The organism is Rhodospirillales bacterium (assembly GCA_016699855.1).
Classification (GTDB): domain Bacteria; phylum Pseudomonadota; class Alphaproteobacteria; order Reyranellales; family Reyranellaceae.
The window spans coordinates 4,873,889-4,900,855 of the sequence record CP064988.1 but is presented as its reverse complement, the minus strand read 5'-3'; the positions used below and the strand labels follow the sequence as shown (position 1 = coordinate 4,900,855).

The 26,967-nt window shown below is 70.6% G+C and carries 24 protein-coding genes and 4 pseudogenes; 8 read left to right on the top strand and 20 right to left on the bottom strand.

Going from position 1 to position 26,967, the window contains the following annotated elements; genetic code table 11:
- Positions 1 to 7: 7 nt before the first annotated feature.
- Positions 8 to 733: a hypothetical protein gene (locus IPK81_23290; GenBank protein ID QQS12369.1), complete on the top strand. Its 726-nt coding sequence runs from the start codon at positions 8 to 10 to the stop codon at positions 731 to 733.
- 112 nt (positions 734 to 845) lie between these two features.
- Here the strand turns inward: IPK81_23290 and IPK81_23285 are convergent.
- The 9 genes and pseudogenes from IPK81_23285 to IPK81_23245 form a co-directional block, all read right to left on the bottom strand.
- A pseudogene (locus IPK81_23285) lies at positions 846 to 1,790 on the bottom strand (transposase).
- Positions 1,791 to 2,240: 450 nt separating this feature from the next.
- Positions 2,241 to 2,897: a guanylate kinase gene (gmk, locus tag IPK81_23280; protein ID QQS12368.1), complete on the bottom strand. Its 657-nt coding sequence runs from the start codon at positions 2,895 to 2,897 to the stop codon at positions 2,241 to 2,243.
- Positions 2,898 to 2,907: 10 nt separating this feature from the next.
- Positions 2,908 to 3,792, bottom strand: coding sequence for a YicC family protein (locus IPK81_23275; protein ID QQS12367.1), 885 nt, complete (start codon positions 3,790 to 3,792; stop codon positions 2,908 to 2,910).
- A gap of 104 nt (positions 3,793 to 3,896) precedes the next feature.
- Complete coding sequence (locus IPK81_23270; GenBank protein QQS12366.1) at positions 3,897 to 4,520, bottom strand: hypothetical protein; 624 nt, start codon at positions 4,518 to 4,520, stop codon at positions 3,897 to 3,899.
- A 512-nt stretch (positions 4,521 to 5,032) separates the two neighbouring features.
- Positions 5,033 to 5,813: pseudogene (locus IPK81_23265) on the bottom strand (SDR family oxidoreductase).
- 12 nt (positions 5,814 to 5,825) lie between these two features.
- The gene (locus IPK81_23260) at positions 5,826 to 6,536 is read right to left on the bottom strand and encodes a DNA replication protein (protein QQS12365.1); all 711 of its coding nucleotides are present in this window, start codon (positions 6,534 to 6,536) and stop codon (positions 5,826 to 5,828) included.
- Positions 6,537 to 6,546: 10 nt separating this feature from the next.
- Positions 6,547 to 7,653, bottom strand: coding sequence for an AI-2E family transporter (locus IPK81_23255; protein ID QQS12364.1), 1,107 nt, complete (start codon positions 7,651 to 7,653; stop codon positions 6,547 to 6,549).
- 11 nt (positions 7,654 to 7,664) lie between these two features.
- On the bottom strand, positions 7,665 to 8,225 hold the full coding sequence (locus IPK81_23250; GenBank protein ID QQS15238.1) for a CDP-alcohol phosphatidyltransferase family protein: 561 nt from the start codon (positions 8,223 to 8,225) through the stop codon (positions 7,665 to 7,667).
- Between the two features lie 25 nt (positions 8,226 to 8,250).
- Complete coding sequence (locus IPK81_23245; protein ID QQS12363.1) at positions 8,251 to 9,336, bottom strand: DUF2066 domain-containing protein; 1,086 nt, start codon at positions 9,334 to 9,336, stop codon at positions 8,251 to 8,253.
- 99 nt (positions 9,337 to 9,435) lie between these two features.
- Here IPK81_23245 and IPK81_23240 point away from each other — a divergent pair, with 99 nt between their 5' ends.
- The 4 genes and pseudogenes from IPK81_23240 to IPK81_23225 all read left to right on the top strand — a co-directional run bounded on the left by IPK81_23240 (position 9,436) and on the right by IPK81_23225 (position 12,132).
- Complete coding sequence (locus IPK81_23240) at positions 9,436 to 10,536, top strand: phosphoribosylformylglycinamidine cyclo-ligase (protein ID QQS12362.1); 1,101 nt, start codon at positions 9,436 to 9,438, stop codon at positions 10,534 to 10,536.
- Positions 10,537 to 10,558: 22 nt separating this feature from the next.
- A pseudogene (locus IPK81_23235) lies at positions 10,559 to 11,219 on the top strand (phosphoribosylglycinamide formyltransferase).
- Positions 11,216 to 11,815, top strand: coding sequence for a HutD family protein (locus IPK81_23230; GenBank protein ID QQS12361.1), 600 nt, complete (start codon positions 11,216 to 11,218; stop codon positions 11,813 to 11,815). Before IPK81_23235 ends, IPK81_23230 begins: the two are co-directional and overlap by 4 nt.
- Positions 11,816 to 11,928: 113 nt before the next feature.
- A complete protein-coding gene (locus tag IPK81_23225) occupies positions 11,929 to 12,132 on the top strand; it encodes an aa3-type cytochrome c oxidase subunit IV (protein QQS12360.1) in 204 nt (67 codons plus the stop codon).
- A gap of 64 nt (positions 12,133 to 12,196) precedes the next feature.
- Here the strand turns inward: IPK81_23225 and IPK81_23220 are convergent, their stop codons facing one another.
- The 3 genes from IPK81_23220 to IPK81_23210 all read right to left on the bottom strand — a co-directional run bounded on the left by IPK81_23220 (position 12,197) and on the right by IPK81_23210 (position 15,276).
- Complete coding sequence (locus tag IPK81_23220) at positions 12,197 to 13,039, bottom strand: enoyl-CoA hydratase/isomerase family protein (protein QQS12359.1); 843 nt, start codon at positions 13,037 to 13,039, stop codon at positions 12,197 to 12,199.
- Positions 13,040 to 13,105: 66 nt separating this feature from the next.
- Positions 13,106 to 14,434: an FAD-binding oxidoreductase gene (locus tag IPK81_23215; GenBank protein QQS12358.1), complete on the bottom strand. Its 1,329-nt coding sequence runs from the start codon at positions 14,432 to 14,434 to the stop codon at positions 13,106 to 13,108.
- A gap of 5 nt (positions 14,435 to 14,439) precedes the next feature.
- The gene (locus IPK81_23210) at positions 14,440 to 15,276 is read right to left on the bottom strand and encodes a phytanoyl-CoA dioxygenase family protein (GenBank protein QQS12357.1); all 837 of its coding nucleotides are present in this window, start codon (positions 15,274 to 15,276) and stop codon (positions 14,440 to 14,442) included.
- A 122-nt stretch (positions 15,277 to 15,398) separates the two neighbouring features.
- On the opposite strand from IPK81_23210, the gene IPK81_23205 reads away from it, so the two are divergent.
- Entirely contained in the window at positions 15,399 to 16,223 is an 825-nt protein-coding gene (locus IPK81_23205) for an NAD(P)-dependent oxidoreductase (GenBank protein ID QQS12356.1), read from the top strand.
- A 9-nt stretch (positions 16,224 to 16,232) separates the two neighbouring features.
- On the opposite strand, the gene ppa is transcribed toward IPK81_23205, so the two are convergent.
- From ppa to IPK81_23170, 7 genes and pseudogenes are all read right to left on the bottom strand, one after another.
- Positions 16,233 to 16,766 carry an inorganic diphosphatase gene (gene ppa / locus IPK81_23200; GenBank protein ID QQS12355.1) on the bottom strand — a complete coding sequence of 178 codons (534 nt, stop codon included), beginning with the start codon at positions 16,764 to 16,766 and terminating at the stop codon, positions 16,233 to 16,235.
- A gap of 34 nt (positions 16,767 to 16,800) precedes the next feature.
- Positions 16,801 to 17,588: pseudogene (locus tag IPK81_23195) on the bottom strand (SDR family oxidoreductase).
- A gap of 73 nt (positions 17,589 to 17,661) precedes the next feature.
- Positions 17,662 to 18,621, bottom strand: coding sequence for a tripartite tricarboxylate transporter substrate binding protein (locus tag IPK81_23190; GenBank protein QQS12354.1), 960 nt, complete (start codon positions 18,619 to 18,621; stop codon positions 17,662 to 17,664).
- A gap of 93 nt (positions 18,622 to 18,714) precedes the next feature.
- On the bottom strand, positions 18,715 to 19,134 hold the full coding sequence (locus IPK81_23185; GenBank protein QQS12353.1) for a DUF3574 domain-containing protein: 420 nt from the start codon (positions 19,132 to 19,134) through the stop codon (positions 18,715 to 18,717).
- Between the two features lie 8 nt (positions 19,135 to 19,142).
- A complete protein-coding gene (locus IPK81_23180) occupies positions 19,143 to 20,198 on the bottom strand; it encodes a 2-oxoacid:ferredoxin oxidoreductase subunit beta (GenBank protein QQS12352.1) in 1,056 nt (351 codons plus the stop codon).
- A gap of 25 nt (positions 20,199 to 20,223) precedes the next feature.
- Entirely contained in the window at positions 20,224 to 22,053 is a 1,830-nt protein-coding gene (locus IPK81_23175) for a 2-oxoacid:acceptor oxidoreductase subunit alpha (protein QQS12351.1), read from the bottom strand.
- Positions 22,038 to 23,846, bottom strand: a complete 1,809-nt coding sequence (locus IPK81_23170; protein QQS12350.1) for an FAD-dependent oxidoreductase — start codon at positions 23,844 to 23,846, stop codon at positions 22,038 to 22,040. Before IPK81_23170 ends, IPK81_23175 begins: the two co-directional genes overlap by 16 nt.
- A 338-nt stretch (positions 23,847 to 24,184) precedes the next feature.
- Here IPK81_23170 and IPK81_23165 point away from each other — a divergent pair, with 338 nt between their 5' ends.
- Both IPK81_23165 and IPK81_23160 read left to right on the top strand, forming a co-directional pair.
- On the top strand, positions 24,185 to 24,982 hold the full coding sequence (locus tag IPK81_23165; protein ID QQS12349.1) for an aspartate dehydrogenase: 798 nt from the start codon (positions 24,185 to 24,187) through the stop codon (positions 24,980 to 24,982).
- Positions 24,979 to 25,776, top strand: a complete 798-nt coding sequence (locus IPK81_23160) for an RNA pseudouridine synthase (GenBank protein QQS12348.1) — start codon at positions 24,979 to 24,981, stop codon at positions 25,774 to 25,776. Before IPK81_23165 ends, IPK81_23160 begins: the two co-directional genes overlap by 4 nt.
- On the opposite strand, the gene argE is transcribed toward IPK81_23160, so the two are convergent.
- Positions 25,736 to 26,908 carry an acetylornithine deacetylase gene (argE, locus tag IPK81_23155; protein ID QQS12347.1) on the bottom strand — a complete coding sequence of 391 codons (1,173 nt, stop codon included), beginning with the start codon at positions 26,906 to 26,908 and terminating at the stop codon, positions 25,736 to 25,738. The genes IPK81_23160 and argE overlap by 41 nt on opposite strands.
- Positions 26,909 to 26,967: the final 59 nt, after the last annotated feature.

Below are 26,967 nucleotides of genomic sequence, written 5' to 3'. Positions count from 1 at the left end.
TGTCGTCATGCGCCGCCTCGCCCCCGTCGTCTCGACCGGCCTCGCCGCCCTGCTGCTCGCCGCCGCCGTTCCGGCCTTGGCGCAGCGCGGGCCGGGGTCGTCGATGGACCGGTCGAGCGAACTGCTCGACAACCTCGTGCGGCGCATGAAGCTGTGCGCCGAGATCCCCGATCCCGCCAGCCGCGCGTCCTGCTACGACCGCATCGACACCGGCGCCGGCGCGCCGCCGGCGGGCGGCCCGGCGGCCTCGACCGGACCGGAACGCTCCTACGATCCGTCGAAGGTCGGCAAGGACGACAAGCCGCTGACCTCGCCGGACGACAGGGCGTTCGATCCGCGCAACCCCGGATCGACGGTCGGCGCCGCGCCGGGCGTGATCCTGCCGGGCCAGGGGCCGGTCAGCGTCGAGCCGCAGTGGCGCCGCGTCGGCTCGGTGCCGATCCGCGCCGTGCCCGGCGCCTCGGTGCCGGTGGTCGCGCTGGAGCTGCCGGCGCTGCGGCCGGGGCCGGACTACCGCTGGCAGCTCTCGATGCTGCTGTCGAACAACACCCCGCGCATCCTCGACGTCGTGATCAACTGCCGCTTCAACAACGGCGACCGGATGGTCAGCGACGTGACCGTGACGATGCGTTCGGTGCGCGGCGGCGACAAGGTCGCGGCCGAGATCTCCGGCCCGCCGACGACCCAGTTCGTCGACAACGCCCCCTGCAACGTCGTCTCGCCGCTGCAGTAGGGCGCACGCGCGTCGCGCCCCCTCGCCCGCTCGCGGGAGTGAATCCACGCATCGATAGTCGCGGCCGAATGCCCTCTCCGCCGCGCAGCGGGGGAGAGGGAGCAACCATTAATCAAACCGGGATCTGCTTGGTCCACGGGGTGCCTCTGGCGAGGACGGCGTTGACGAAGATGACGAGCTTGCGGGCGCAGGCGACGAGGGCCTTCTTGTGAGGTTTGCCCTTGGCGACGAGCGTCTTGTAGACCGGCACGAGGTTGTCGTTCCACCTGAAGGCGGCCGGCAGGGCGGCGTTGAACAGGGCCTTGCGCACGCGGCCGCGTCCGCCGGCGATGTGTCGCTCGCCGCGCAGGGTGCCGGAGTCGCGGTCGAACGGGGCGAGGCCGGCGAGCGCGGCGGCCTGCTCGCGCGACAGCGCGCCGAGCTCGGGCATGAGCACGACCAGGGTCAGCGCGGTGCGGATGCCGACGCCGTCGACGCTGGCGACGAGGTCGAGGCGGCGGGCGAGGTCGGCCTCGGCGCGGACGGTCTTGAGCAGCAGCGCCAGCTCGGCGTCGCGGCGGCGCTCGAGGCGCTGGACGTCGCGCCGAGGCCGGCGCGCAGGCGCCGGGCGGCGAAGCGCTCGAGGCGGCAGCGGGTCTGGCGCAGGTCGTCCTCGATCTGCTCGATGAAGAGAAGATGCTCGGCGAGGGCGCCATCCTCGGATCGGGCGCGGCGCGCACGCCGGCGGGACCGGCGGCGCACCCGGCGATCAGGGCGGCGTCGATCCGGTCGTTCTTGGCCCGGCGCAGCTTGTAGGCGGCGAAGGCGCGGACCGCCGGGCTGCAGGACAGGACCTCGACGCCGGCTCCGCGCAGCGCCGCCGCCACCGCCCTCTCTAGCCGCCCGACGCCTCGATGCCGGCGCGCCGGACGCCGAGGCCGGCCAGCCGTTCGCGCAGCGCGCGGTGGCCCTCGGCGGTGTTGGGCACCCGCCATGTGGCGCCGTCCGGCCACAGCGCGATGTCGAGCCAGGTCTTGCCGGTGTCGATGCCGGCGACAGGCGTGCTATGTTCGGCCATCTTCGTCGTCCCTGCCTTGCGTGCGAACCAGGTTGTTCGGGCAACCATCCGGGCCTCGATGAAGTGGTTCGTCCGCGATCCGGCTCCCTCGCGATCCGTCACGATTCCCGGGACCAACGATCCGACGGTCGACCGCCCAGGGCCGGGTGGCCACCCGGCCCTGGGCATTCCTCGCGGAACGCCCTCATCCTAACCGCTCGCGCTTACGCAAGGGGACCCATGCGAAGCATGGGGAGGGTGAGGTGGTGGTAGCGTAAGTGGAACCTCCGGTGGCGAATCGACATGCCTGATACAGGGCGTCATCGACCCTCGCGCGTTTGATCCCGACGAGCACGATAGGTCTCTCACGACCACGTCCGATACGACGACCACCTCACCCTTCCCGCGCTTCGCGCGGGCCCCTTCCCTCTCCCCCGCTACGCGGCGGAGAGGGAGGTATGAAGCGCAGCGTCAACGCCCCTCGCGCAGGGCCTTCACGAAATCGGAGAGGCCGATCTGGCGGTGGCGCTTGAGGCGCTCGGTGGCGAGGATGCCCTTGAGCTGCTCGAGGCTGCGCGTGATCTCGCGGTTGACGATGACGTAGTCGTATTCCGGCCAGTGGCTCATCTCGTCGGCGGCCTTGGCCATGCGCTTGGCCACGACCTCGGGCGGATCCTGCGCCCGCGTCACCAGCCGGCGCTCCAGCTCGCGCGTCGAGGGCGGCAGGATGAAGACGCTGACGAGGTCCTGCCGCGCCCGCTCGGCGACCTGCTGCGTGCCCTGCCAGTCGATGTCGAACAGCATGTCGCGGCCCGACGACAGGGTCTTCTCCACAGGTCCGCGCGGCGTGCCGTAGTAGTTCTCGAACACCTGCGCGTATTCCAGCAGCTCGTCGCGGTCGATCATGGCGCGGAACGCGGCGTGGTCGACGAAGCGGTAGTCGACGCCGTCGCGCTCGGCCGGCCGCTTGGGCCGCGTCGTCGCGGAGATCGACAGCTCGATCTCGGGGTCGTGCTCCAGCAGCAGCCGCGACAGCGTCGTCTTGCCCGCGCCCGACGGCGAGGACAGCACCAGCATCAGGCCGCGGCGCAGCACCGGCACGTCGGCGATGGTCGGGGCGTCGGTCATCGGCGCGGTCTCATTCGACGTTCTGGACCTGCTCGCGCAGCTGCTCGATCGCGCTCTTCAGATCGATGCCGATGCGCGTCAGCTCGATGTCGGCCGATTTCGAGCACAGGGTGTTGGCCTCGCGGTTGAACTCCTGGCACAGGAAGTCGAACTTGCGCCCGACCGGCGTCGCCGGTCCGGCCGCGGCCATCAGCTCGCGCGCCGCCGACAGGTGCGCCTTGAGCCGGTCGAGCTCCTCGCGCACGTCGGCCTTCCCGACCTGCAGCGCGATCTCCTGCGCCAGACGCTCGGCCGACAGCGCCGGCACGCGGCCGAGGATGTCGGCGAGCTGGGTCTCGAAGCGCGTCCGCACGACGTCGCCCTGGGCGGCGGCGCGGCCCTCGGCGCGGTCGCGCAGCTCGGCGATCTGCGCCAGATGGCCGTCGAGCATCGCGGCCAGGCGGGCGCCCTCCGAGGCGCGGGCCTCGACCAGCGCCTTCATCGTCGTCTTGAGCGTCGCCATGATGGCGGCGTCGCGGGCGGCGATCTCCGCCTCGCTCGGCGCCACGCCGGTCTCCTCCTCGATCACGCCGCGCACCCGCAGCAGGCCGTCGGCGGTCGGCGGATCGATCTCGCCATGCGCCCGCAGCTCGGACACGATCCCCAGCAGCTCGCGCACCAGCTCGCGGTCGATGCGCACGGGCTGGCGGCCGCGGCGCTCCAGCATCGACAGCGACAGCGAGACGTTGCCGCGCTTCACCGCGTCGCCGACGGCGGCGCGCGCGGGATGCTCCAGCCGCTCCATGCCCGGCGGCACGCGCAGACGCGTCTCCAGCGCCCGTCCGTTGACGCTGCGCGCCTCCCAAACCCACGTCACCGGCCCGTCGGCGCCCTCGGCGCGCGCGTAGCCGGTCATGCTCGCGATCCGCAAATCCCCAACTCCCCCAATAGCCGCGAAAAGCGCGTCATTTCATTGATCGGTTCCGCGCGTTCAAAGCTGCTCGCAACAGGTGCCGCCTCTCATTTGGGCGCGCCCAGCCGCTGGAGCCAGTCAACTTGAATCGTGCGGCCCGATCGAACATCGTAGATCACCACTTTGGGCGGAGCCTCTTGCTGGGAGCGGCGACGCGAAACAAATGCCGCCGTTCCACCGTCCGCAGAAAGCGCCACGCGCTCCGCCCATGATTCGGAATCGTTTAGTAGCGTGATCGATCCATCGCGCACCAGGGCGGCATGCCCGCCGGAATGGAGAACGACGACTTTGCCGGACGCGTCCACTCGGAACTGTGAAACCCCGCCAAACTGGTCAAGCGGTGATCGCTCGGCCGGGGTGACCGATCCCCAGTCCAACACTCGGCCCATCGGCGGGAATTTGAACTGATATGCTTGCTCTGAGTACGCCCTCTTCCCGACACCTCTGAGCTCTGTTCGCGTGGTGCCCCTCCGTATGCCCGCGATGTAGACCTCACCACGCGATGTCGCCGACAGAGAGAATATATCCATGAACCCATCTCTGAAACTCACATCGTTCGGGCTGGTTTGAACGATCGGCCGCGGCGATCCTCTAGTGACCGAATGATACGCGATACCATCGACATGCGTGGTACCGCGTCGTGCCGAAACCAGCCCCTTGGCGTAGAGCACGCCACGCCCATCCGGCATATAGGCCACGGCTTGTGGGACGTGGGCGTCGGTCTGAATCCTCGTCCATTCGCCACACATGTCCACACACGACACAAGCCATGCGTAGTCCAGACCGGGCTGACATTCAGTGGTGCAGCCAGCGACCGCCACTATGGTCCGCCCGTCGGGCGAGATCGTAGGCCACACCAGCGTTCGTCCTGGGAGTTCCGGCAGCACGAAGACATTGGACGTATCTCGATGGACGCGCGCAATCCTGCCGGGCAACTGGCGTACCTGGTACCCAATCGCGAGTACGCTTCCATCGGCAGAGATCGAGTGACCCGTCACGGAGAATACCGGCGGGCGTTGCGCGCGAGCGTCAAAACCCGCGCCCATGACGAGCGCGGCCGCTAGCGCCGACGACCACATCCTTCGCCCTCGCCGACGCGCGCCCGGACCCTGCTTGGAGCCCGACGTTCCAAAGCGCGCGATAGCGTGACGATGGCCAACGGAAGCCAAGCTAGCTCCTCTGTCTAGTACGTCCCCGGATACTGGCCGCCGTCCATCAGGATGTTCTGGCCGGTCATGTAGCCGGCGTGGACGCTGCACAGGAAGGCGCACATGGCGCCGAACTCCTCGGGCGTGCCGAAGCGGCCCGACGGGTTGGCGCCGGCGCTGAGGCGGCGCTCCTCCTCGACGCTGCGGTTGAACATCTTGGCGCGCGCCGTCATCGTGCCGCGCAGGCGGTCGGTGTCGAACGGACCCGGCAGCAGGCCGTTGATGGTGACGCCCTTGGCGACCGTCTTACGCGCGACGCCGGCGACGAAGCCGGTGAGGCCCGAGCGGGCGCCGTTGCTGAGGCCGAGCACGTCGATCGGCGCCTTCACCGAGCTGGACGTGATGTTGACGATGCGGCCGAAGCCGCGGCTCATCATGCCGTCGACCGTCGCCTTGATGAACTCGATCGGCGTCAGCATGTTGGCATCGACCGCCTTGATCCAGTGTTCGCGCGTCCAGTCGCGGAAATCGCCCGGCGGCGGCCCGCCGGCGTTGTTGATCACGATGTCCGGCTCCGGGCAGGCGGCCAGCACGGCGGCGCGGCCGGCGTCGGTGGTCACGTCGCAGGCCACGGCCGTCACCTTCACGCCGGTCGCCTTGCGGATCTCGGCCGCCGTCGCCTCCAGCGTCTCGGCCGTGCGGGCGTTGATCACGAGGTCGACGCCCTCGGCCGCCAGCGCCATGGCGCAGCCCTTGCCGAGGGCCCTTGCTGGCCGCGCACACGATCGCCTTGCGGCCCTTGATTCCCAGATCCATCGCTTCCCTCCCCTAGTCCCGGTCGTCGCCGCGGGTCCATCCGGACTCCGCCGCCAGTTCGCGCGCGAGCCGCACGCTGATCGGCCGTTTGGCGGCGAGCGCGCGCCGGTCCAGCGCGTCGACCACCGCCCCCGCCGCCGACAGCGAGCGCTCCATGCGTCGCGCCAGATACTGGACCACATCCATGCCCACCGCCACCTGCCGGTCGTGGAACAGCTTGAACAGCACGGCCTCGAGCAGCGCGTCGTCGGGCGCGCCGAGCGTCGCCACGTGGGCGGTGCGCAGCCGCGACGACAGGTCGGGCAGCGCCACGCGCCAGCGGGCCGGCGGCGTGCGGCCGGCCATCAGCAGCGCCCCGCCGCGCTCGCGGATCCAGTTGTAGAGATGGAACAGCGCGCGCTCCCCGACGGCGGCGCCGGCGATGGCGTCGGCGTCGTCCAGCGCCACCCGGGTCGCGCCGCCGAGCCGGTCGAGCACGGCCGACAGCTCGGTGGCGGCGAGCCAGCGTCCATCGAGGATCATGGCGCCGGCCCGGGCCGCCCAGATCGCCAGCAGATGGGTCTTGCCGCTGCCCTCCGGTCCGACCACGGCCGACACCGGCACCGGCCAGTCCGGCCAGCGGTCGATCCAGGCCAGCGCCTCGGCGTTGGCCTCGGCGGGTAGGAAATCGGCCCGCCCCAGCGCCGTGGCGGCGGGAAGGTCGAGCGGAATCTGGCCGGACATGGGGACGCCGTCAGTCGCGCTTCGCGGCGTCAGTGTCGTCGTCGTCGATGGAGGCGTCCTGGAAGTAGGCGCTGGCGCGGTAGCGGGCCAGCGAGTAGCGCACGAGCACGCCGACCACGGCCGCCACCGGCACGGAGACCAGCAGGCCGACGAAGCCGAACAGCGTGCCGCCGGCCAGCAGCGCGAACATCAGCCATACCGGATGGATGCCGATGCGGTCGCCCACCAGCTTGGGGGCCAGCACGTTGCCCTCGAGGAACTGGCCGACCGCGAACACGGCCACCACCTTGCCGACCCCGAACCAGTCCGGGGGGAACTGCGCCAGCGCCATGCCGATCGCCAGCACGCCGCCGGTGAAGCTGCCGACGAAGGGGATGAACGAGATCAGCCCGATGATCAGGCCGATCGCGAGGCCGAAATCGAGCCCGACCACCGCCAGACCGGCGCCGTAGTACACCGCGAGCGACAGGCAGACCGTGGCCTGGCCGCGGACGTAGCCGGCGACGGCGGCGTTGGACTGCCGCGCCAGGTCGCGGATCGTGGCGGCCTGCCGCCGCGGCAGGTAGGAATCGACATTGGCGAGCAGCTTCGGCCAGTCGCGCATCAGGTAGAACGCGATGACCGGCGTCAGGAACAGCAGCGCCAGAAGGTTGAACACCTGGGCGCCCTGGGTGAGGACGGACGTCAGCACCCGCCCGACCAGCGCCAGGGCGGCGCCGGCGCGCGACGCGGCCGCGCCCTCCAATTCCTTGAGGTTGCCGCCGAGGTCGACGCCGAAGCGCTCCTGCAGCGTCTCCAGCAGCGGCACGAGCCGGTTGTAGAGGCGGGCCGCGTACTGCGGCAGCTTCTGGGCCAGCGCGCCGATCTGCTCGACCACCAGGGGCGCCACCGCGATCACGACCCCGAGCAGCGCCAGCGTCGCGACCGCCACGATCAGCGTCGTCGCCACGGTGCGCGACTTCACCAGCCGCTCGACGCGGTCGGTCAGCGGGTCGAGGAAGTAGGCGATCGCCATGCCGGCCACGAACGGCAGCAGCATGTCGCGCAGCAGCCACAGCGCGCCGCCAAGGCAGAGCGCGCCGATCAGCCAGAACCGCAACTGCTTGCCCGCGTCCATCTCCCCGCCCTTCAATCCCCGTCCCCGCGGTCGCGCTCCCAGGCGGCGACGCGGCGCATCCAGGTTACCACATAGGCGACACCCGACAGGACCGTCGTCGCCGCGACCAGCCAGACCCCGGCCTCGACCACGGCCGGAACCGGCAGCTCGAAGGCGCGCTTGCCGATCACCACGGCCACCAGACCGATCTGCAGCGCGGTGTTGACCTTGCTCAGCATCATCGGCTCGACCCGCAGCAACGGGGTCAGGGCGTTGACGGTGAGCGCGCCGCCGACGATCAGCAGGTCGCGGAACACGACCATGATCGTCAGCCACAGCGGCACCTCGCCGCGCAGCGCCAGCGCCACGTAGGTCCCGACCAGCAGGGCCTTGTCGGCCAGCGCGTCGAGATAGGCGCCGAACTCGGTCGCCGCGTCGAAGCGCTTGGCGATCAGCCCGTCGAGCGCGTCGGAGATGCCGGCGCCGAGGAACACCCAGAAGGCCAGCCCGTAGGCGCCCTCGAGCACGCACCAGATCACGACCGGCACGCAGCCCAGACGCGCCAGGCTGAGGAGGTTGGGCAGGATGACGATCATCGCGCCGGCCGGCCTCCGGCGCTCACTGGCCGACGATCGTCGGGCCGGCGGCGCCGTCGACGATCGCCAGCCCCTGCAGGCGCAGCGCCCGGTTGAACTGCTCGCGCGTGCCGACGAAGGCGATACGGACCACGGCCTGCTCCTGCTCCAGCGACTGGACCTGGATCTCGCGCACGTTGGCCGTGGTCTGGATGCGGCGGCGCAGCTTGACCCAGTCGTCGAGGCCCTTGATCGGCACCGTCACCACGATCACGTCGGCGAAGTCGCGCGAAACCGCCGCCACCGACTTCCACTCGTCCTCGAGCTTCAGCCGGTGCTTGACGGCGGCGTCGACCAGCTTGTCGAGGGCGACGCCGGCCTGCGGCGGGACGGTCGACTTGTCGCCGGTGCCGAGGTCGTAGAGCGTGGCGGTGACGGCGAACGGCCCCTCGGCCTCGCCGGTGGCGACCGAGACCAGGATCCGCCGCGTGCCGTAGCGCTGCGCCAGCCGGCCCAGGGCGGCCACGTCGCCGACGAAGGCCTGTTCGGGGTCGATCAGCTTGGCGTCGGCGCCGTCGCCGCGCACCGCCGGCATCGGCACCAGACCGCCGGCGGCCGAGACCTTCGCCCACGCCTCGCGCCACGGCGTGCGCTCGTCCAGCGCCGCCACCCCGGCCTTGGAGCGCGTCAACGGCAGCGCCAGCACCGGCGGCGCCGAGGAATCGATGAAGTTGACGCCGGCCGCCCGCAGATAGGCCTTCATCCGATCCGGGCTGAAGGCCACCGACAGCTGCGCGATGTAGCGGTTCGCCGTGGTGCGCTCCCCGGCGAACTCGAAGCCGAGGATGAGCTGCTCGATCTCGGCGTCGGTCGGGATGCCGACTTTCGAGACGTCGTCGGTCGCGACCAGGCGCCGCACCAGGATCTCGAACGCGCCCTTCTCGCCCTCCAGCAGGGCCTTGTCGCGCGCCTCCAGCGGGGTCTTGGCGGTGGCGTCGACGGGGATGTTGGTGACCGTGAACACGGGATCGCCGGCGCCGCGCTGCTGCGCCGCCGCGCCTCCGGGGGCGCCCGCCAGCGCCGCGACGGCCGCCAGCGCCACGAACATCCGCCGGGTGGCGGCGGCCATCCGGCCGGTCCATGGGGAAAACGGGGCGGGAAGCGCCATTGCAATGCCTTCGCGTTGGGATATCTATGCCCCTCGCTTCCTAGCACGAACGGCCGCCGCTTGAACTCCCCTCCCGCCGACCACAACCGCCCGCCGCTGACCTACAAGCAGGCGGGCGTCGACATCGAGGCCGGCGATTCGCTGGTGGAGCGCATCAAGCCGCTCGCCAAAGCGACCCGGCGTCCCGGCGTGATGGGCGGCCTGGGCGGCTTCGGCGCCCTGTTCGACCTCAAGGCCGCCGGTTTCCACGACCCGATCCTGGTCAGCGGCACCGACGGGGTCGGCACCAAGCTGAAACTGGCCATCGATTCGGGCATCCATGACACCGTCGGCATCGACCTGGTGGCGATGTGCGTCAACGACATCGTCGTGCAGGGCGCCGAGCCGCTGTTCTTCCTCGACTACTACGCCACGGGACGCCTGGACATCGAGGCCGGCCGCGACGTGGTCGCCGGGATCGCCGAGGGCTGCCGCCGGGCGGGATGCGCCCTGGTCGGCGGCGAGACCGCCGAGATGCCCGGCCTTTACGCCGAGGGCGATTTCGACCTCGCGGGCTTCGCGGTCGGCGCCGCCGAGCGCGACGCGCTGCTGCCGCGGCCGGACATCGCGCCGGGCGACGTCGTGCTGGGCCTGGCGTCCTCAGGGGTCCATTCCAACGGCTTCTCGCTGGTGCGCAAGATCGTCGAGCGCAGCGGGCTGGCGCTCGACGCGCCGGCGCCGTTCGCGCCGGCCCGGTCGCTGGCCCGGGCGCTGCTCGAGCCGACGCGCATCTACGTGCAGGCCGCGCTGGCGGCGATGCGCGCGACCGGCGCGATCAAGGGCCTCGCGCACATCACCGGCGGCGGCCTGCCGGGCAACGTGCCGCGCTGCCTGCCGAACGGCGTCCGCGCGACGCTCGAGGCGCTCGCGTGGACGCCGCCCGACGTGTTCCACTGGCTGCGCGAAATCGGCCGCACGCCGACCAGCGACATGCTGGACACGTTCAACTGCGGACTGGGCATGGTCGTCGTGACGGCGCCGGAGAACGCCGCCGCCGTCGCCGCGGCGTTCGCCGCCTCGGGCGAGACGGCGGTCCGCGTCGGCGCCATCGAGGCCCTGCCCGACCGCGGCGCCGGGCCGGACTGCGTCATGGCGGACGCCGACGCGCTGTGGCGGCGTTGAGCGTGGCGGAGCGGACGCGCCGATGAGCCGCCGCCGGATCGGCGTCCTGATCTCCGGGCGCGGCTCGAACATGGCCGCGCTGCTGGCCGCGACGCGCGCCCCCGACTATCCCGCCGAGATCGCGATCGTGGTCAGCAACGTCGCCGACGCCGCGGGTCTCGAGACCGCGCGCGCCGCCGGCGTGGCGACCGCGGTCGTGCGCCACAAGGACCACCCCGACCGAGAGAGCTTCGACCGGACCGTGTCGACGGCGCTCGAGACGGCCGGCGTCGAGTTCGTCTGCCTCGCCGGTTTCATGCGGATCTTCAGCCCGTGGTTTCCGGGCCGCTGGCCCGGCCGCATCCTGAACATCCACCCCTCGCTGCTGCCGTCGTTCAAAGGGCTGCACGTCCAGCGCCAAGCGCTGGAGGCCGGCGTCCGCGCGGCGGGCTGCACCGTGCACTTCGTGACCGCCGATCTCGACGCCGGCCCGATCGTGGGCGCAGGGCGTCGTGCCGGTGCTGGCGGCCGATGACGAGGCGTCGCTGTCCGCCCGCATCCTGAAAGTGGAGCACGAGATCTACCCGCTGGCGGCGCGCTGGCTGGCCGAGGACCGGCTGCGCATCGTGTCGACGCCGGGCCGGCCGGACCGCGTCGAGATCGACGGATTGCCACCGGCGGCGGCGACGCTGTGGCGGCCGTGAGCGACGCGCCCGACATCCGCCGCGTCGACGCCATCGCGCCGACGCCGTGGAAGAACGGCGGCGGCATCTCCCGGTCGCTCGCGATCGCGCCCGACGGCGCCGGCCACGACGATTGCGACTGGCGTGTCGATCTCAGCGACATCTCCCGCGCCGGGCCCTTCTCCTACCTGCCGGATCTGGACCGCCAGTTGATGCCGCTGGGCAGCGGCTTGCGGCTGGGTTTCGACGGCGGCGTCCCCGGCCCGGTCGAGATCTTCGAGACCACCCGTTTCGCCGGCGAGACGCCGGTCCAGGCGACGCTGGGACCGGAGGCGCCCGACGGCGGCCTCCAGGTCCTCAATCTGATGACCCGCCGCGACCGATTCACGGGCCGCGTCGTGCCGTATCCGGCCGCCGGCCGCCTGCGGGAACCCGCCGCGACGATGGTCCTGATGGCGCTGCGGGGCGGCTTCAATCTGGTCGTCGATGGCGGCCGGCCGGCGCCACTGGACGCCGGACGCTACGCGCGGTTCGCGCCGGGCGGCGCCACCCTGGCGTTCGAACCCTACCGGCCGTGGTCGATGCTGATCGCCGTCGTGGTGCATCCCAAGCCCTGACCGCGCCGGCATCGGGGCTTTCCGGCGCCGGCGGGTTTGGCTATAAGGAATCGACGCCGCGACGCCCGCCGGGCCCCGCGCCGCACCATGTCAACGACCCGCCGGGGGAGCCGATGGCCAGCCACGATTTCGATATGCGCCAGTACAACCAGACCTACGCCGGCGTGCTCAAGCTGATCACCTACACGATCCTCGCGCTGATCGTGATCGTCGTCGGCATGGCGTTCGCGCTGGTCGCGCATATGCCGGTGATCGGGCTGGGCGGGATGATCCTCGGGCTGATCGCCTTGACGATCGCGGCGGCCGTCCTGCGCTGAGCCGGCCCCCGCGTCGTATCGATCGAGCGGCCCCGCGAGGGCCGCTTTTTCGTGGCGCCGGCCGCTATTTCTCGCGCTCGCGGTAGTCGCCGAACGCCGCGTCGCGCTCGCTCAGCAGCTTGGCGACGCTGGCGCCGTCGCGCTTGAAGCGGCCCATGTAGGCCTTGCTCGACTCGGTGTGGAAGCACAGCGCCTGGATCTCGGTGCCGGCGCGCACCGCGGCGCGCAGGCCCATGATCTCCATGGCGCGATGAACCGAGCGCTTGTTGATCTGCTGGATGTCGCTGGGCACCTTGGCGACGCGCTCCGCCATCTTCAGCGTCTCCTCCTCGAGCCGCCCCGCCGGAAAGGCGCGGTTGGCCCAGCCGCGCGCCGCCGCCTCGGCGCCTGAGATCGAGTCGCCGGTCAGCATCGACTCCATCGCCTGGCGCATGCCCATCAGCCAGGGATGGAACTGCATGTCGGGCGGGCTCATCAGCCGCACCGGCGGATAGCCGATCTGCGCGTCCTCGGCGACGTAGACGAGGTCGCACGAGGTCGCCAGCTCGGTGCCGCCGGCGAGGCAGTACCCGTGCACCTGCGCGATCACCGGCTTGCCGAGGTCCCACACCCGGAACCAGCCGTCGACGACATGGCGCGACCATTGCCCGTGCCCGCCGGCCGTGTGGTAGGGCTGGCCGACCCGGTTGTCGGCGGAGAGGTCGTAGCCGGCGCTGAACGCCGGCCCGGCGCCGCGCACGATCGTGACGCGGACATCGGGATCGCCGTCGTTCCACTGCAGCGTCTCGAAGATCGCCGCGCGCAGGGCGTTGCTGAGCGCGTTGCGTTTCTCCGGGCGGTTCAGCGTGATGCGCCGCACGCCCGGCAGCGGGTCGTCGACCAGGATCACCGGCGCGGTCGTCGTCATGGACGTTCCTCCATCCGCCGTGGTGGCGGTGTGTCGTTGCGATCGAGGGGAGCGGGAACCGGCGGCTCAGGCCGCGCGGCGGTCGAGCCAGTCGCGGAAGCGGTACCACGCGCCGACGGCGGGTAGCACCCATGACGGATCGCCACCGTAGAGCGCGCGGGTCGGGAAATCGTCGGTGTCGAAGGCGTTGGCCGGCGCGTTGGTCCCGCCGAGGATCTTGCGCGCCGTCTCGCGGCCGAGATAGGTCATCATCGCCACGCCGTTGCCGTTGCAGGCCATCAGGTAGCGCAGGCCGTCGGGCGTGCGGCCCATGTGCGGCAGCCAGTCGAAGCTGAAGGCGACGTTGCCGGTCCACGCGTGGGTGATCCGGGAACCTTTGAGCTGCGGGAAACGGTCGGTCATGTAGCGGTACAGCACCGGCGCGCTGACCTCCGGCGGCGCCTGCGTGAAGCGCGCGCGGCCACCGAAGATCATGCGTTTGCGGTCCGGCGACAGCCGGTAGTAGGTCAGCACGCGCTTGGTGTCGGCGACGGCGCGGCTGTTGGGGATCAGCGACTCGGCCATCCCCTCCGGCAGCTCCTCGGTGGCGATGATGTGGCTGGCGACCGGGACCAGGCGGCGCTTGAGGTACGGCGTGGCGTCGCCGGTGTAGCCGTTGGTCGCGACCACGACCTCCTTGGCCTCGATGTCGCCGCGGTTGGTGCGCACGACGAAGCCGCCGCCGGATTTGCGCTCGTAGGACAGCGCCTCCGTCCTCGCGCACAGCGTGGCGCCGGCGTCGTGGGCCGCCTGGAGCAGCCCGCCGTAGTAGCAGGCGGGATGGAGGTGGCCGGCGCGGTCGACCACCATGCCGCCGAAATAGTAGTCCGACGCGATGGCTTCGCGCTGGCGCTCCCTCGGCAGCATCGAGGCGCCGGCGCCGGCGAGCGCGTTGAAGTCGTCGACCTTGGCCTCGAGATCGCGGTAGTGCGCCGGCGTGAAGGCGCCCATGAAGCGGCCGTTGCGCACGTAGTGGGCCTCGATCTTCTCGCGCGCGACGATGTCCTCGATCGCGGTCATCGAGTCGACGCCGCTGGCCAGCAGCGCTTTCTTGCGGGCGTCCCAACCGCCGCCGCCGCTCTTGCCGGACATGCCCTTGCCGAGGTTCACGCCGCCGCTGACCATGCCGCCGTTGCGCGTGCTGGCGCCGACGCCGAGATCGCCGCGTTCCAGCACCGCCACCTTCGCGCCGCCGCGCGCCAGCTCCAGCGCCGTCGACAATCCGCCGTAGCCGGCGCCGACCATCAGCGCGTCGACCGACCGGGGCGGGTCCTGCGACAGCGCGTTGGACGGCCGCCACCATTCCCACCACCACGGCTCGGCCTTGAAATCGGGATGGAGGATGTCCGCGGCCACCGCCCCTACTCCGCCGCCGCAGGCAGCTTCGGCACGTAGGGACGCGAGGCGAAGTGCTCGCTGCCGTCGCCGGCGGCGAAGCGGGCTCCGGCGCGCAGCAGGGCGCCGTCGTCGACCCGCTCCAGCGGCACGTAGTAGCGGTCGTCGTCGCGGGTGACGGTGTCGTTGTCGACGCGGTTGTAGCAGATCAGCAAGGTCCAGCGCCGGTGCGGCGAGCGGTTCGCGTCGCTGCGGTGGATGGCGTTGCAGTGGAAGATCAGCGCGTCGCCGGGCTCGAGTTCGCAATACGCGACGGGGTTGCGCGCCAGGATATGCTCCATGCGGCGCGGATCGACCTCGTTCTGGCCGGCGGTCAGCGGCGTGTGGTCGACGCGGCCCATGAGGTGGCTGCCCTCGACGATCTGCAGGCAGCCGTTCTCCCGCGTCGTGCGGTCGAGCGCGATCATGCACGACAGCATGTCCGGCCGCAGGCAGCCGTTGTGGTACCAGTAGCCGTAGTCCTGGTGCCATTCCCAGGCGCCGCCGACACCGGGGTCCTTGGCCGTGAGCTTGGACTGGTAGTGGTAGACGTCGCCGCCGAGCAGCGCGGCGCTGGTGTCGACCATGCGGGCGCAGCGCGCCGCCAGCCCGTAGACCGAGTCGCCGGCGCGGTTCCACAGGGAGATGCGCGTCGAGCGGCCCTCGCCGTCGAGCCGGTCGATGACGTGGCCGCGGACCTCCGGATCCTCCTCCATCGCGCGGGTCAGCAGCGCGACCTCCGCGGGCGAGAACATGCCGCGCGCCGTGGTGAATCCCCGCGTCGCGTATTCCACCGCCTGCGCGGCGTCGAGCACGTTGGCCATGGCGTCCCCTTTCCATTGCCGGCGACACGAGAGTATCGCCGCCGGCCGCCGCCGCGCAATCGCCGGCCATCGACGAGGAGCGCGCCGGCCCCTACCATGGCCGCCGGGGCGGAGGGCGGACGATGACGAGGACAGTGCTTCTGACGGGGGCCGCAGGCTCGATCGGCGCGGCGCTACGGCGCGAGCTGCGCGGCGTGTATCCGGTCCTGCGGCTGGTGGACATCAAGCCGATCGGCGATCTGGCGCCTGGCGAGGAGTTCCACCGCGTCGACATCGCCGATTTCGCGGCGGTCGAGAAGGCGATGGCCGGCGTCGACGCCGTCGTCCACATGGCCGGACAGTCGGTCGAGGCCGACTGGGAGACGGTCAAGCGCCAGAACATCGAGGGTTTGTACAACGTCTACGAGGCGGCTCGGCGCGCCGGCGTCAAGCGCGTGGTCTATCCCAGCAGCAACCACGCCGTCGGCTTCTATCCGCGCAACCGCCGCGTCGGCGCCCGCGTGGTGTTCCGGCCGGACGGGCTGTACGGCGTCAGCAAGGCGTTCGGCGAGCTGGTGGCCGCGCTCTACGCCGACAAGCACGGCGTCGGCTCGCTGTGCATCCGCATCGGCAACGCCAACGACAAGCCGATCGACAAGCGCCGGCTGTCGATCTGGATCAGCTGGCGCGACCTGGCGCAGCTGGTGCGCATCGGCATCGAGCATCCCGACGTGCATTTCGAGATCGTCTACGGCGTGTCGGAGAACGACCGGTCGTGGTTCGACAACGCCACCGCCTACCGGCTGGGCTACAAGCCGAAGGACTTCGCCGAGGACCACGCCGCCGAGGTGCTGGCGCGCGAGCCGCCTGAGGATCCCGACGCGGTCGGTCCCCGCGTCATCGGCGGTAGCTTCGCCGACGACGGCTACAGCGGCGATCCCGACCGGATCGAGAAATTCCGCTACTGAGCGGGGCCGTCAGGCCTTCGCGGCGGCGCGCGCCATCCCCTCCTCGATCATCCGGGCGGCCTCGTCGGGCTCCAGCCAGCGCGCGATCTTCACCCACTTGCCCTTCTCCAGATCCTTGTAGTGCTGGAAGAAGTGAGCGATCTGCTCGCACAGGATCTCCGGCAGCTGCCGGTAGCTGGCGACGCCGCGGTGGAACGGATGCAGCTTGTCGACCGGCACCGCGAGCAGCTTCTCGTCGGTGCCGGCCTCGTCCTCCATCAGCATGCCGCCGATCGGGCGGCAGCGGATCACGGCGCCGGGCACCACCGGCACCGGCCCGACCACGAGGATGTCGACCGGATCGCCGTCGCCCGACAGCGTGTGCGGGATGAAGCCGTAGTTGGCGGGATAGACCATCGAGGTGTGCAGGAACCGGTCGACGAACATCGCGCCGGACGCCTTGTCGAGCTCGTACTTCACCGGGTAGCCACCCTGCGGCACCTCGATGATCGCGTTGACGTCCCACGGCGGGTTCTTCCCGGTCGGTATCCTCGAGATGTCCATCGGTGTCCCTCCGCCGACCTTCCCGCGCTCCGCGTCACACCACCGGCGACATGCCGCCGTCGACGTTGATCGCGACGCCGTTGATGTACGAGCCCGCGTCGGAGCACAGGAAACACGCGATGTTCGCGAACTCCGCCGCCTGTCCGACGCGGCCGATGCCGATGCCGCGGTCTTGGCCATGTTGGCGAGGAACTCGTCGTAGGTCTGGTTGCCGCCGACCTGCTTGTGGCGGCGCGCCCACTGGTCGCTCTCGATCAGGCCGACCAGCAACGCGTTGACCAGCACGTTGTGCGGCGCGCTCTCGTGCGCCAGCACCTTCGTCAGCGCCAGCCCGGCGGCGCGGCTGACGCTGGTCGGACCGGAGTTGCCGGCCGGCGCCTTGGCGTAGGTGTTCAGAACGTTGACGATCCGGCCCCAGCGGCGCTCCTTCATGCCCGGCAGCGCCAATCGGCACAGGCGGATCGCCGGCCAGATCTTGAGTCCGAAATCGGCCTCCCAGTCGGCGTCGGTGATGGTCTCGAACGCCTTGGCCGCCGAGGCGCCGGCGTTGTTCACCAGCACGTCGACCTTGCCGAAATCGCGCTGGATCGCGGCCCAGGTCCGCTCCAGCGCGTCCTTGTCGGCGACGTCGCAGCTGTAGCCCTCGACCTTGGCGCCGGTCGCCTTGGCGATCTCCGCCTTGGCGGCGGCGAGCGGCTCCGGCCGGCGCGCGATCAGCGCCACCCCGGCGCCGGAGCCGGCGAACGCCGCGCCCATCGCCTTGCCCAGCCCCATGCTGCCGCCCGTGATCACCGCCACGCGGCCGTCCATCCGGCATTCCATCGCGCTTCCTCCAGATCGTTCCGATGTCGCGGCGGACTGTACGCCCGCCCGCCGGCAGCGACAACGCGGGCGGCTACTGCGGCTCGATGCCGGCCAGCTTGATGTAGCGCGCCTGCTTCTCTCGGGTCTCCCGCACGTAGGCGGCGCTCTGTTCGAGGTCGCGCCGCTGCGGCGGAAAGCCGAATTCCTCCAGCCGCGGCGCGATCGCGGCCGAGAAGCTGGCCTCGTTGATGAGGTCGTTCAGCCGGCGCGCGATCTCGACCGGCGTGCCGGCCCGCACGGACATCCCGAGGAATCCCGAAACGTCGAAGCCGGGGTAGAGCTCGGCCATCGCCGGCACGTCTGGATGGCGCGCCCAGCGCTCGCCCTTCGTGATCGCGATCGGAATCATCTTGCCCGACGCGACATGGCTGTGGGCGGCCGTCGTGTCGATGAACATCGCCTGCACGACGCCGGAGAAGAAGTCCTGGATGGCGTTGCCGATCGCGCGGTACGGCACCGCCACCATCTTCACATCCGCCACGCGGTTGAGCAGCTCGCCGGGGATCTGCGAGGAGGTGTTGAAATGCGCGAAATGGACGGTGCCGGGATTGGCCTTCACGTGGGCCACGAACGCCGCGAGCGTCTTGTAGGGCGCCTCCGGACGGACCACCAGGAACACGCCGCCCGAGCCGAACACGCCGACCACGGTGAAATCCCTCTCCGGATCGTAGGGCAGCGACTTGTAGAGGCTGGGATTGGTGCAGTGCGTCGACACCGTGGAGAGGTGCAGCGTGTAGCCGTCGGCGGGCGCGTTCTTGACGATCTCCGTGCCGACGATGCCGTTGGCGCCGGGCTTGTTCTCGATCACCACGGGCTGGCCGACCTTCTCCTCGATGTACTTGCCGTAGAGCCGGGCCGTGATGTCGCCGGACCCGCCCGGCGCGAACGGCACCACGACCCGGATGGGCTTGCTCGGCCACGCCTGCGCGAGGACGGGCGCCGGGAGCGCCGCCGCGGCGGCGAGCAGGGACAGGGCGCGGCGTCTCTTCATCGGCGGGTCTCCAATTCCGGTGGCGGCCGGACTCTCGCCGCGCCGCCGGCGCCGGACAAGCCACGCGCGCGCATGGCCGCCAGCGACACGGCGTCAGAACGCGGCGCAGACCGGTTGTTCGACGACGAGCGCGGATTGCTGGGCGAAGCGGCGCTTGTACGCCTCGGCGACGGCGCGGACGGCGTCGCGGGCGCGCGCGGCGTCGGGCGCGACGACCGTCAGGCGTTTGGAGCGTTCGCGCGCGATCGCGCCGGTGGCGGCGTCGCGCCATTGCCCGCGCAGATCGGCGACGGTGAGCCCGTCGCCGAACCGCGGCGTCGCCTCGGAATCGAGGAACGCGGCCCATTCGGCGTCCGTGACCTCGCCGCGACCGGCGATGTCGCGTCCGAGATAGACGTCGAACTGGGTCGCGCGCGCCGCGGGCGGCGCGCAGAACGGCGGCGCGGCGCAGCCCGCCAGCGCCAGCGCGGCGGCGAGCGCGGCGGCCGGCGGCCCGGCGCGCCGCCGCGCCACGCCGCGTCTCAGCGCAGCGAGGCGTTGATCTTGTCGAGCGTCGCCGAGCCGGGGCACAGCGCGCCGGCCTCGAGGCGGTTGAGCGGCGTGTCGACGGTGTTGAGGTTGGCGTGCAGGTCCTTCGGCATCGGCTCGACGTAGAGCAGGCCGGTGACCACCTCGCCCGCCGCCTCGGCCTCCTGGACGTGCTTCATCGCCGCGATCTTGTCGCAGGGATCGTAGTCCGGCGTCAGCTTGCGCAGGCGCAGCGAGGTGCCGTCGTGCTGCTCCACCACCTGGGTCGTGCCGGGATCGTACTGCGTCGTGATCTCGGCGCGGGTCTCGATGAAGTCGACGCGGTTCACCGCCTCGTTGTGCTCGCGCACGTAGTCGTAGCTCTTGGTCGAGCCCGGGTGGTTGTTGAAGGCCACGCAGGGGCTGATGACGTCGATGAAGGCGGCGCCCTTGTGCTGGATCGCCGCCTTGATCAGCGGCACGAGCTGCTGCTTGTCGCCGGAGAAGCTGCGGGCCACGAAGGTGGCGCCCATCAGGATCGCCATCGACACCATGTCGATCGACGAATCGGAGTTGGCGACGCCCTTCTTGCTGACCGAGCCGCGGTCGGCCGTGGCCGAGAACTGGCCCTTGGTCAGCCCGTACACGCCGTTGTTCTCGACGATGTAGAGCATGTTCACGCCGCGGCGCATGACGTGCGCGAACTGGCCCAGCCCGATCGAGGCGGAGTCGCCGTCGCCGGACACGCCCATGTAGATCAGGTCCTTGTTGGCGAGGTTGGCGCCGGTCATCACCGACGGCATGCGCCCGTGCACCGTGTTGAAGCCGTGGCTGGCGCCGAGGAAGTAGGTCGGCGACTTCGACGAGCAGCCGATGCCCGACAGCTTGGCGACCTGGTGCGGCAGGATGTCGAGCTCGTAGCAGGCCTGCACGATGGCGGCGCTGATCGAATCGTGGCCGCAGCCGGCGCACAGGGTCGAGATCGCGCCCTCGTAGTCGCGGCGCGTGAAGCCGGCCTTGTTCTTGTGCAGCGTGGGATGGTGCAGCTTGGGCTTGGCGATGTACGTCATCGTCGCGTCTCCGTTCGGCGCCGGTCTACTCGGCGGCCATGCGCTTCGGCGAAAGGTGGGCGCGGATCGCGCCGGTGATGAAGCGCGCCGTGATCGGCGTGCCGTCGTAGTGCAGCACGGGCACGATCTTGCGCGGGTCGACGCCGAGGTCGCTCAGCATCAGCATGCGGAGCTGGCCGTCGCGGTTCTGCTCGACCAGGAACACGGTGTCGTGCGCCGCGACGAACTCCTCGACCGGCTTCGACAGCGGGTACGCGCGCAGACGCAGCGCGTCGACGTGGACGCCGTCCTCCTCCAGCCGGTCCAGGGCCTCGGCCATCGCCGGGCTGGTCGAGCCGAAATAGATGACGCCCATCGGGGTCGGCTTCTTGGCGGCGCGCGCCACCGGCTGCGGCACCAGCGTCTTGGCCGTCTCGAACTTGCGCTGGAGGCGCTCCATGTTGTCGACGTAGACCGGCCCCTCCTCGCTGTAGCGCGCGAAACGGTCCTTGGTGGTGCCGCGCGTGAAGTACGCGCCCTTCGAGGGATGCGTCGCCGGATAGGTCCGGTACGCGATGCCGTCGCCGTCGACGTCGAGGTAGCGGCCGAACTGCTTGCCGGCCTCCAGCTCCTCCGCCGTCATCACCTTGCCGCGGTCGTAGGCCTTCGACTCGTCCCACGCGAACGGCTCGCACAGGCGCTGGTTCATGCCGATGTCGAGATCGGTCATCACGAACACCGGCGTCTGCAGCCGGTCGGCGAGGTCGAGCGCCGCCGCCGAATGGTCGAAGCACTCCTTCGGATCCTCGGGGAACAGCAGCACATGGCGGGTGTCGCCGTTCGACGCCGTGGCGCAGGCGATGATGTCGGCCTGCTGCGTGCGCGTCGGCATGCCGGTCGACGGCCCGCCGCGCTGCACGTTGACGATCACCGCCGGCATCTCGGCAAAATAGGCCAGGCCCATGAACTCCGTCATCAGCGAGACGCCGGGGCCCGAGGTCGCGGTGAAGGCGCGCGCGCCGTTCCAGGCCGCGCCGATCACCATGCCGATCGAGGCCAGCTCGTCCTCGGCCTGCACGATCGCGTACCTGGCCTTGCCGGTCTCCTTGTCGTGGCGGTAGCGCCGGCAATGGGCCTGGAACGCCTCGGCCATCGAGGAGCTCGGCGTGATCGGATACCACGCGCACACCGTGGCGCCGCCGTAGACGCAGCCCAGCGCCGCGGCGCTGTTGCCCTCGACGAAGATCCGGTTCCCGACGTTGTCGGCGCGGCGCACCTTCAGCTTCACGGTCGCCGGATCGAGGTTCTCCCTCACCCAGTCGCGGCCGAGGTTGAGCGCCTTGACGTTGCTGTCGAGCAGCTTCTCCTTGCCCTTGTACTGCTCGCCGAACAGCCGCTCGATCTCCTTGGGATCGATGTCGAGCAGGACGCTCAGCGCGCCGACGTAGATGATGTTCTTGAACAGCTGGCGCTGGCGGGCGTCGGTGTAGGTGGCGTTGGTGATCGCCGTCAGCGGCACGCCGACGATGTTGATGTCGGGCCGGAACATGGCGGCCGGCATGGGCTTGGTGCTGTCGTAGAACAGGTAGCCGCCGGGCGTGATCTCCTTCACGTCCTCGGCCCAGGTCTGCGGGTTCATCGCGACCATCATGTCGACGCCGCCGCGGCGGCCGAGATAGCCCTTCTCGGTGACGCGGACCTCGTACCAGGTCGGCAGGCCCTGGATGTTCGAGGGGAAGATGTTGCGCGGGCTGACCGGCACGCCCATGCGCAGGATGGAGCGGGCGAACAGCTCGTTGGCCGAGGCCGAGCCCGATCCGTTGACGTTGGCGAACTTGACGACGAAGTCGTTCACCGCCTCTAGCGCTTGTGGCATGCGTGCTCCGCGTGCGTCATCTCGATGTAGTACTTGCGCATGTCCCACGCGCCCGTCGGGCAGCGCTCGGCGCACAGGCCGCAATGCAGGCAGACGTCCTCGTCCTTGACCATGACGCGGCCGGTCTTGAGTCCGTCGCCGATGTAGAGGTCCTGCGTCGCGTTCAGCGCCGGCGCCGTCAGGCGGCCGCGCAGGTCCTTCTCCTCGCCGTCGGCGGTGAAGGTGATGCAGTCCATCGGGCAGATGTCGACGCAGGCGTCGCACTCGATGCAGAGGCTGCCCGTGAACACCGTCTGGACGTCGCAGTTGAGGCAGCGCTGCGCCTCCTTCCACGCCAGCTCCGGATCGAAGCCCAGCTCGACCTCGGCGAGGATGTCCTTGAGCGACTCCTCCTTCCTGCGGTGCGGCACCTTGAAGCGCGGCGCCACCGACACGTCGTTGTCGTAGCTCCACTCGTGGATGCCCATCTTCTGCGAGACGATGTTCATGCCCGGCGCGGGGCGGTCGGCGAGCTCGCCGCCGGAGAGGAACTTGTGGATCGAGACCGCGGCCTCGTGGCCGTGCGCCGCCGCCCAGATGATGTTCTTGGGGCCGAACGCCGCGTCGCCGCCGAAGAACACCTTGGGATGGCTCGACTGCAGCGTCTTCTCGTCCAGCCTGGGCAGGCCCCATTTGTCGAACGCGATCCCGGCGGCGGCGTCGATCCACGGGAAGGCGTTCTCCTGGCCGATCGCGACCAGCACGTCGTCGCACTCGAAGCGCTGGTCGGGCTCGCCCGACGGCACCAGGCTGCGGCGGCCCTTGTCGTCGTAGACCGCGTTGACCTTCTCGAACACCACGCCGGTCAGCTTGCCGTTGTCGTGCGTCACTTCCTTGGGCACGAGGTAGTTCAGGATGGGGATGTCCTCCCCCATCGCGTCCTCCTTCTCCCACGGGGACGCCTTCATCTCCTCGAAGCCCGAGCGGACGATCACCTTCACGTCGGCGCCGCCGAGCCGGCGCGCGGTGCGGCAGCAGTCCATCGCCGTGTTGCCGCCGCCCAGCACGATCACGCGCCGGCCGACCTTGGTGATGTGGCCGAACGAGACGCTCGACAGCCAGTCGATGCCGATATGGATGTTGGCGGCGGCCTCCTGGCGGCCGGGCACCTCGAGCTCGCGGCCGCGCGGCGCGCCGGAGCCGACGAACACCGCGTCGTAGCCCTCGGCCAGCAGCGCCGACAGCGAGTCGACGCGCTGGTGCCGGAACGCGATGTTGCCGATGCCCATGATGTAGCCGACCTCCTCGTCGATCACCGACTCGGGCAGGCGGAAATGCGGGATCTGGGTGCGGATGAAACCGCCGAGCTTCGGATCCTGGTCGTAGATCGTGATGTCGTAGCCGAGCACTGCGAGGTCGCGCGCGACGGTCAGCGACGCCGGCCCGCCGCCGACGCAGGCCACGCGCTTGCCGTTGCGCGCCGGCGCCTTCGGCATCAGCTCGGCGACGTCGTCCTTGTAGTCGGCGGCGACCCGCTTGAGGCGGCAGATCGCGACCGGCTCCTTCTTGCCCTTGACCAGCGTCTCGTCCTCGACGCGGCCGCGACGGCACGCCGGCTCGCACGGACGATCGCAGGTGCGGCCGAGGATCCCCGGGAAGACGTTCGACTTCCAATTGATCATGTAGGCATCGGAAAACCGTCCGTGCGCGATCAATCGGATGTACTCGGGCACCGGCGTATGGGCCGGACACGCCCACTGGCAATCGACCACTTTGTGAAAGTAGTCGGGATTGCCGATATCCGTAGCTTTCAAACCTATTCCTCCCGCGAACCGTCCCGCTCACGGTTCTCGCCTTTATTTAAGGGATTGGTCGCCTTAGACGGCGACTCTGTCAAGGTCATGGCACACTACATGTCGAGTGTCCCTACTGTCGGGTCAACCATTACGGCCGACAACGCCGGATAAAATGAGCATATACACTAAAATGCGAAAAATCGCGATGCCAGCGTGATTTGACGCCTGCGGAAGCGGTCGACGGCCCACCCGGCCTTGGTCAAACACAGCCCCGATCTGCTAACGGTCGGCCGGTGTCGCCGCGCCGCGCAGGGCGGGGTCAAGCTGGACGCATCGGACGGCGGAGGGGGGACGGCATGGTCCGGTTGGGGCTCATAGGATACGGTGCCATCGGCACCCGCGTGGCCGAGGCGGTCGCGGCGGGCAAGCTGGAAGGCCTCGAGCTCACGACGGCGCTGGTCCGCCGGCCGCGCGAGGCGGTGACCGTCCGGCCCGACGTCACCCACGATCCCGACTGGTTCTTCCGCTACAACCTCGACGTCGTGGTCGAGGGGGCGGGCCACCAGGCGGTGCGCGACCACGCCATCCGCGCGCTGGAGGGCGGCGCCGACCTCTACGTCACCTCGGTGGGCGCGTTCACCGACGCGTCCCTGCTCGACCGGGTCGTCGCCGCGGCGCGCGCCAATGGCAAGCGCGTGTACCTGCCGTCCGCCGGCATCGGCGGGCTCGACATGCTGGCGTCGCTGGCGCAAGGCGGGCTCGACGAGGTCACGATCACCGTCCGCAAGGATCCGTCGGCATGGAAGGGCACCATCGCCGAGACGCTGGTCGATCTCGACGCGTTGACGGTGCCGACGGTCGTGTTCGACGGCCCGGTGCGCGAAGGCGCCCGCCTCTATCCCCAGAACGTCAACATCTCGGCCGCCACGGCCCTGGCCGGCATCGGTCTCGACCGCACCCGCGTCGTCATCGTCGCCGATCCGACGATCACCACCCATATCTGCGAGATCCACGCGCGCGGCGCGCTGGGATCGATGAGCTTCGTCGAGGACCTCGTGCCCAGCCCCGAGAATCCCAAGACCGGGCTGCTGGTCGGCCACGCCATCGTGAAGACGCTGCGCAACATGGTCTCGCCGCTGGTGCTGGGGGTATGAGCCGTCCGCCGCCCCGGCCGCGACGCGCGGGACCGCCGGCGCCGGGGCGCGTCGCCGCGGCGACCGCCGCCGACCTGCAGGCGCGCGTGCTGTACCGCGACGGGCTGATGCTGGTGATCGACAAGCCGCCGGGCATCGCGGTCCATGGCGGCCCCGGCGGCGGCGCCAATCTGGAGCAGGCGTTCGACGCGCTGCGCTTCGGCTGGTCGCGTCCGCCGGGCCTCGCCCACCGCCTCGATCGCGACACCAGCGGCTGCCTCGTGCTCGGCCGCCACCCCAAGGCGCTGCGCAAGCTCGGGATGCTGTTCGCCGAGGGCAAGGTCGAGAAGACCTACTGGGCCGTCGTGCGCGGGGCGCCAGCCCAAGCCGAGGGCGAGATCGCCGCGCCGCTGCTCAAGACCACGCGCCGTGACGGCGGCTGGCGCGTGATCGTCGATCCGGCCGGCCAGACCGCGGTCACCGGATACCGCGCGCTGGGCGCGGCCGACGGCCTGACATGGCTGGAACTGCGCCCGCGGACCGGGCGGACGCACCAGGTCCGGGTGCATTGCGCCGCGCTGGGCTGCCCGATCGTCGGCGATCCGCTCTACGGACCGGCCGACGATTCCGCGCGGGCGCCGTTGCATCTGCACGCCCGCCGCATCGTCGTGCCGATCCGCGAGGGAAAACCTGTGGTCGACGTCAGCGCGCCGCCGCCACCGCACATGCGTGACGCGCTGCGCCGGCTCGGCTGGTCGGCGGCGGAAGACGCCGCTACGACGGCGCCGCGCCCCACGCCATCAGACGACGCATGAACGTCTCGCAGGCCGCGACCTGCGACGCGAGGATGAACTCGTTCGGCTGGTGCGCCTGGGCGATGTCGCCGGGACCGCAGATCACCGTCGGGATCCCCGCCGCCCGGAAGATGCCGGCCTCGGTGCCGTAGGGCACGGCGTAGGTCCGGTTGCCGCCGGTCCAGCGCAGCGCCAGCGCGGCCGCCTCCCGGTTATCCTCCGGCGTGATGCCGGGCACGAGGGAGCGGCGCCGCGTCTGGATGTCCGCGTCGGGGTGGCGGCGGCGCATCGCCGGCAGCAACGTCTCTGCGATGTACGCCTCGGCGCGGCGCTGCACCTCCATCGCGTCGTCGCCCGGCAGCGTGCGGTAGCCCCAGTTCACGACGCATTCGCGCGCCAGGATGTTGCCGGCGGTGCCGCCGTGGATGATGCCGACGTTGATCGTGGTGTGTCCGGGCAGCGTGTCGATGTCGGTCCGCCGCGGCCGCCGCTCCATCTCCTCCTGGATACCGTTCAGGAAATGGATGAAGTCGCCGGCGAAGTGGATGGCGCTGACCCCGAGATGGGTCATCGACGAGTGCGCCTCGAACCCGGTGAACGTGGTGATCAGGCCGCCACCCCAGTTCTGCGCGTCGACGACGCCCATCATGGTCGGCTCGCCGACGATCACGGCGCGCGGCCGGGGCACGTCGCCCATCAGCCGCTCGACCAGCGAATGCGCGCCGAGGCAGCCGATCTCCTCGTCGTAGGACAACGCGAGGTGCACCGGCACCTTCATCCCGGCCGCCTGGAACGCCGGCACCAGCGCCAGCGCCACCGCCGAGAACGCCTTCATGTCGCAGGTGCCGCGGGCGAAGAGCTTGCCGCCCTTCTCCGTCAGCTCCCAGGGATCGGTCTCCCAGGGCTGGCCGTCGACCGGCACGACGTCGGTGTGGCCGGACAGCACGATGCCGCCCTCCACGTTCGGCCCGATCGTGGCGTAGAGGTTGGCCTTGGTGCCGTCCTCGTTGGGCACCAGCGTCGAGGCGACGCCGTGCCCCTCGAGATAGCCGCGCACGTAGTCGATCAACGCCATGTTGGAGTGGCGCGATGTCGTGTCGAACGCCACCAGCCGGCGCAGCATCTCCACCGGTTCGACCGTCTCCGCCTTCATCCGCCTACCCCCGAAATGAACCGCCCCGGAGTCTCGCTCCGGGGCGCGTCGATCCTGAA

What these genes read in the sequence shown, in the direction of transcription:
- IPK81_23165 (QQS12349.1), top strand. Translation starts at nt 24,185, where the DNA reads ATGGTCCGGTTGGGGCTCATAGGATACGGTGCCATCGGCACCCGCGTG.
- IPK81_23275 (QQS12367.1), bottom strand. Translation starts at nt 3,792, where the DNA reads ATGACCGGCTACGCGCGCGCCGAGGGCGCCGACGGGCCGGTGACGTGG.
- IPK81_23205 (QQS12356.1), top strand. Translation starts at nt 15,399, where the DNA reads ATGACGAGGACAGTGCTTCTGACGGGGGCCGCAGGCTCGATCGGCGCG.
- IPK81_23160 (QQS12348.1), top strand. Translation starts at nt 24,979, where the DNA reads ATGAGCCGTCCGCCGCCCCGGCCGCGACGCGCGGGACCGCCGGCGCCG.
- IPK81_23210 (QQS12357.1), bottom strand. Translation starts at nt 15,276, where the DNA reads ATGGCCAACGTGCTCGACGCCGCGCAGGCGGTGGAATACGCGACGCGG.
- IPK81_23180 (QQS12352.1), bottom strand. Translation starts at nt 20,198, where the DNA reads ATGACGTACATCGCCAAGCCCAAGCTGCACCATCCCACGCTGCACAAG.
- argE (QQS12347.1), bottom strand. Translation starts at nt 26,908, where the DNA reads ATGAAGGCGGAGACGGTCGAACCGGTGGAGATGCTGCGCCGGCTGGTG.
- IPK81_23290 (QQS12369.1), top strand. Translation starts at nt 8, where the DNA reads ATGCGCCGCCTCGCCCCCGTCGTCTCGACCGGCCTCGCCGCCCTGCTG.
- IPK81_23260 (QQS12365.1), bottom strand. Translation starts at nt 6,536, where the DNA reads ATGTCCGGCCAGATTCCGCTCGACCTTCCCGCCGCCACGGCGCTGGGG.
- IPK81_23220 (QQS12359.1), bottom strand. Translation starts at nt 13,039, where the DNA reads ATGACGACGACCGCGCCGGTGATCCTGGTCGACGACCCGCTGCCGGGC.
- IPK81_23255 (QQS12364.1), bottom strand. Translation starts at nt 7,653, where the DNA reads ATGGACGCGGGCAAGCAGTTGCGGTTCTGGCTGATCGGCGCGCTCTGC.
- IPK81_23225 (QQS12360.1), top strand. Translation starts at nt 11,929, where the DNA reads ATGGCCAGCCACGATTTCGATATGCGCCAGTACAACCAGACCTACGCC.
- IPK81_23245 (QQS12363.1), bottom strand. Translation starts at nt 9,336, where the DNA reads ATGGCCGCCGCCACCCGGCGGATGTTCGTGGCGCTGGCGGCCGTCGCG.
- ppa (QQS12355.1), bottom strand. Translation starts at nt 16,766, where the DNA reads ATGGACATCTCGAGGATACCGACCGGGAAGAACCCGCCGTGGGACGTC.
- IPK81_23175 (QQS12351.1), bottom strand. Translation starts at nt 22,053, where the DNA reads ATGCCACAAGCGCTAGAGGCGGTGAACGACTTCGTCGTCAAGTTCGCC.
- IPK81_23190 (QQS12354.1), bottom strand. Translation starts at nt 18,621, where the DNA reads ATGAAGAGACGCCGCGCCCTGTCCCTGCTCGCCGCCGCGGCGGCGCTC.
- gmk (QQS12368.1), bottom strand. Translation starts at nt 2,897, where the DNA reads ATGACCGACGCCCCGACCATCGCCGACGTGCCGGTGCTGCGCCGCGGC.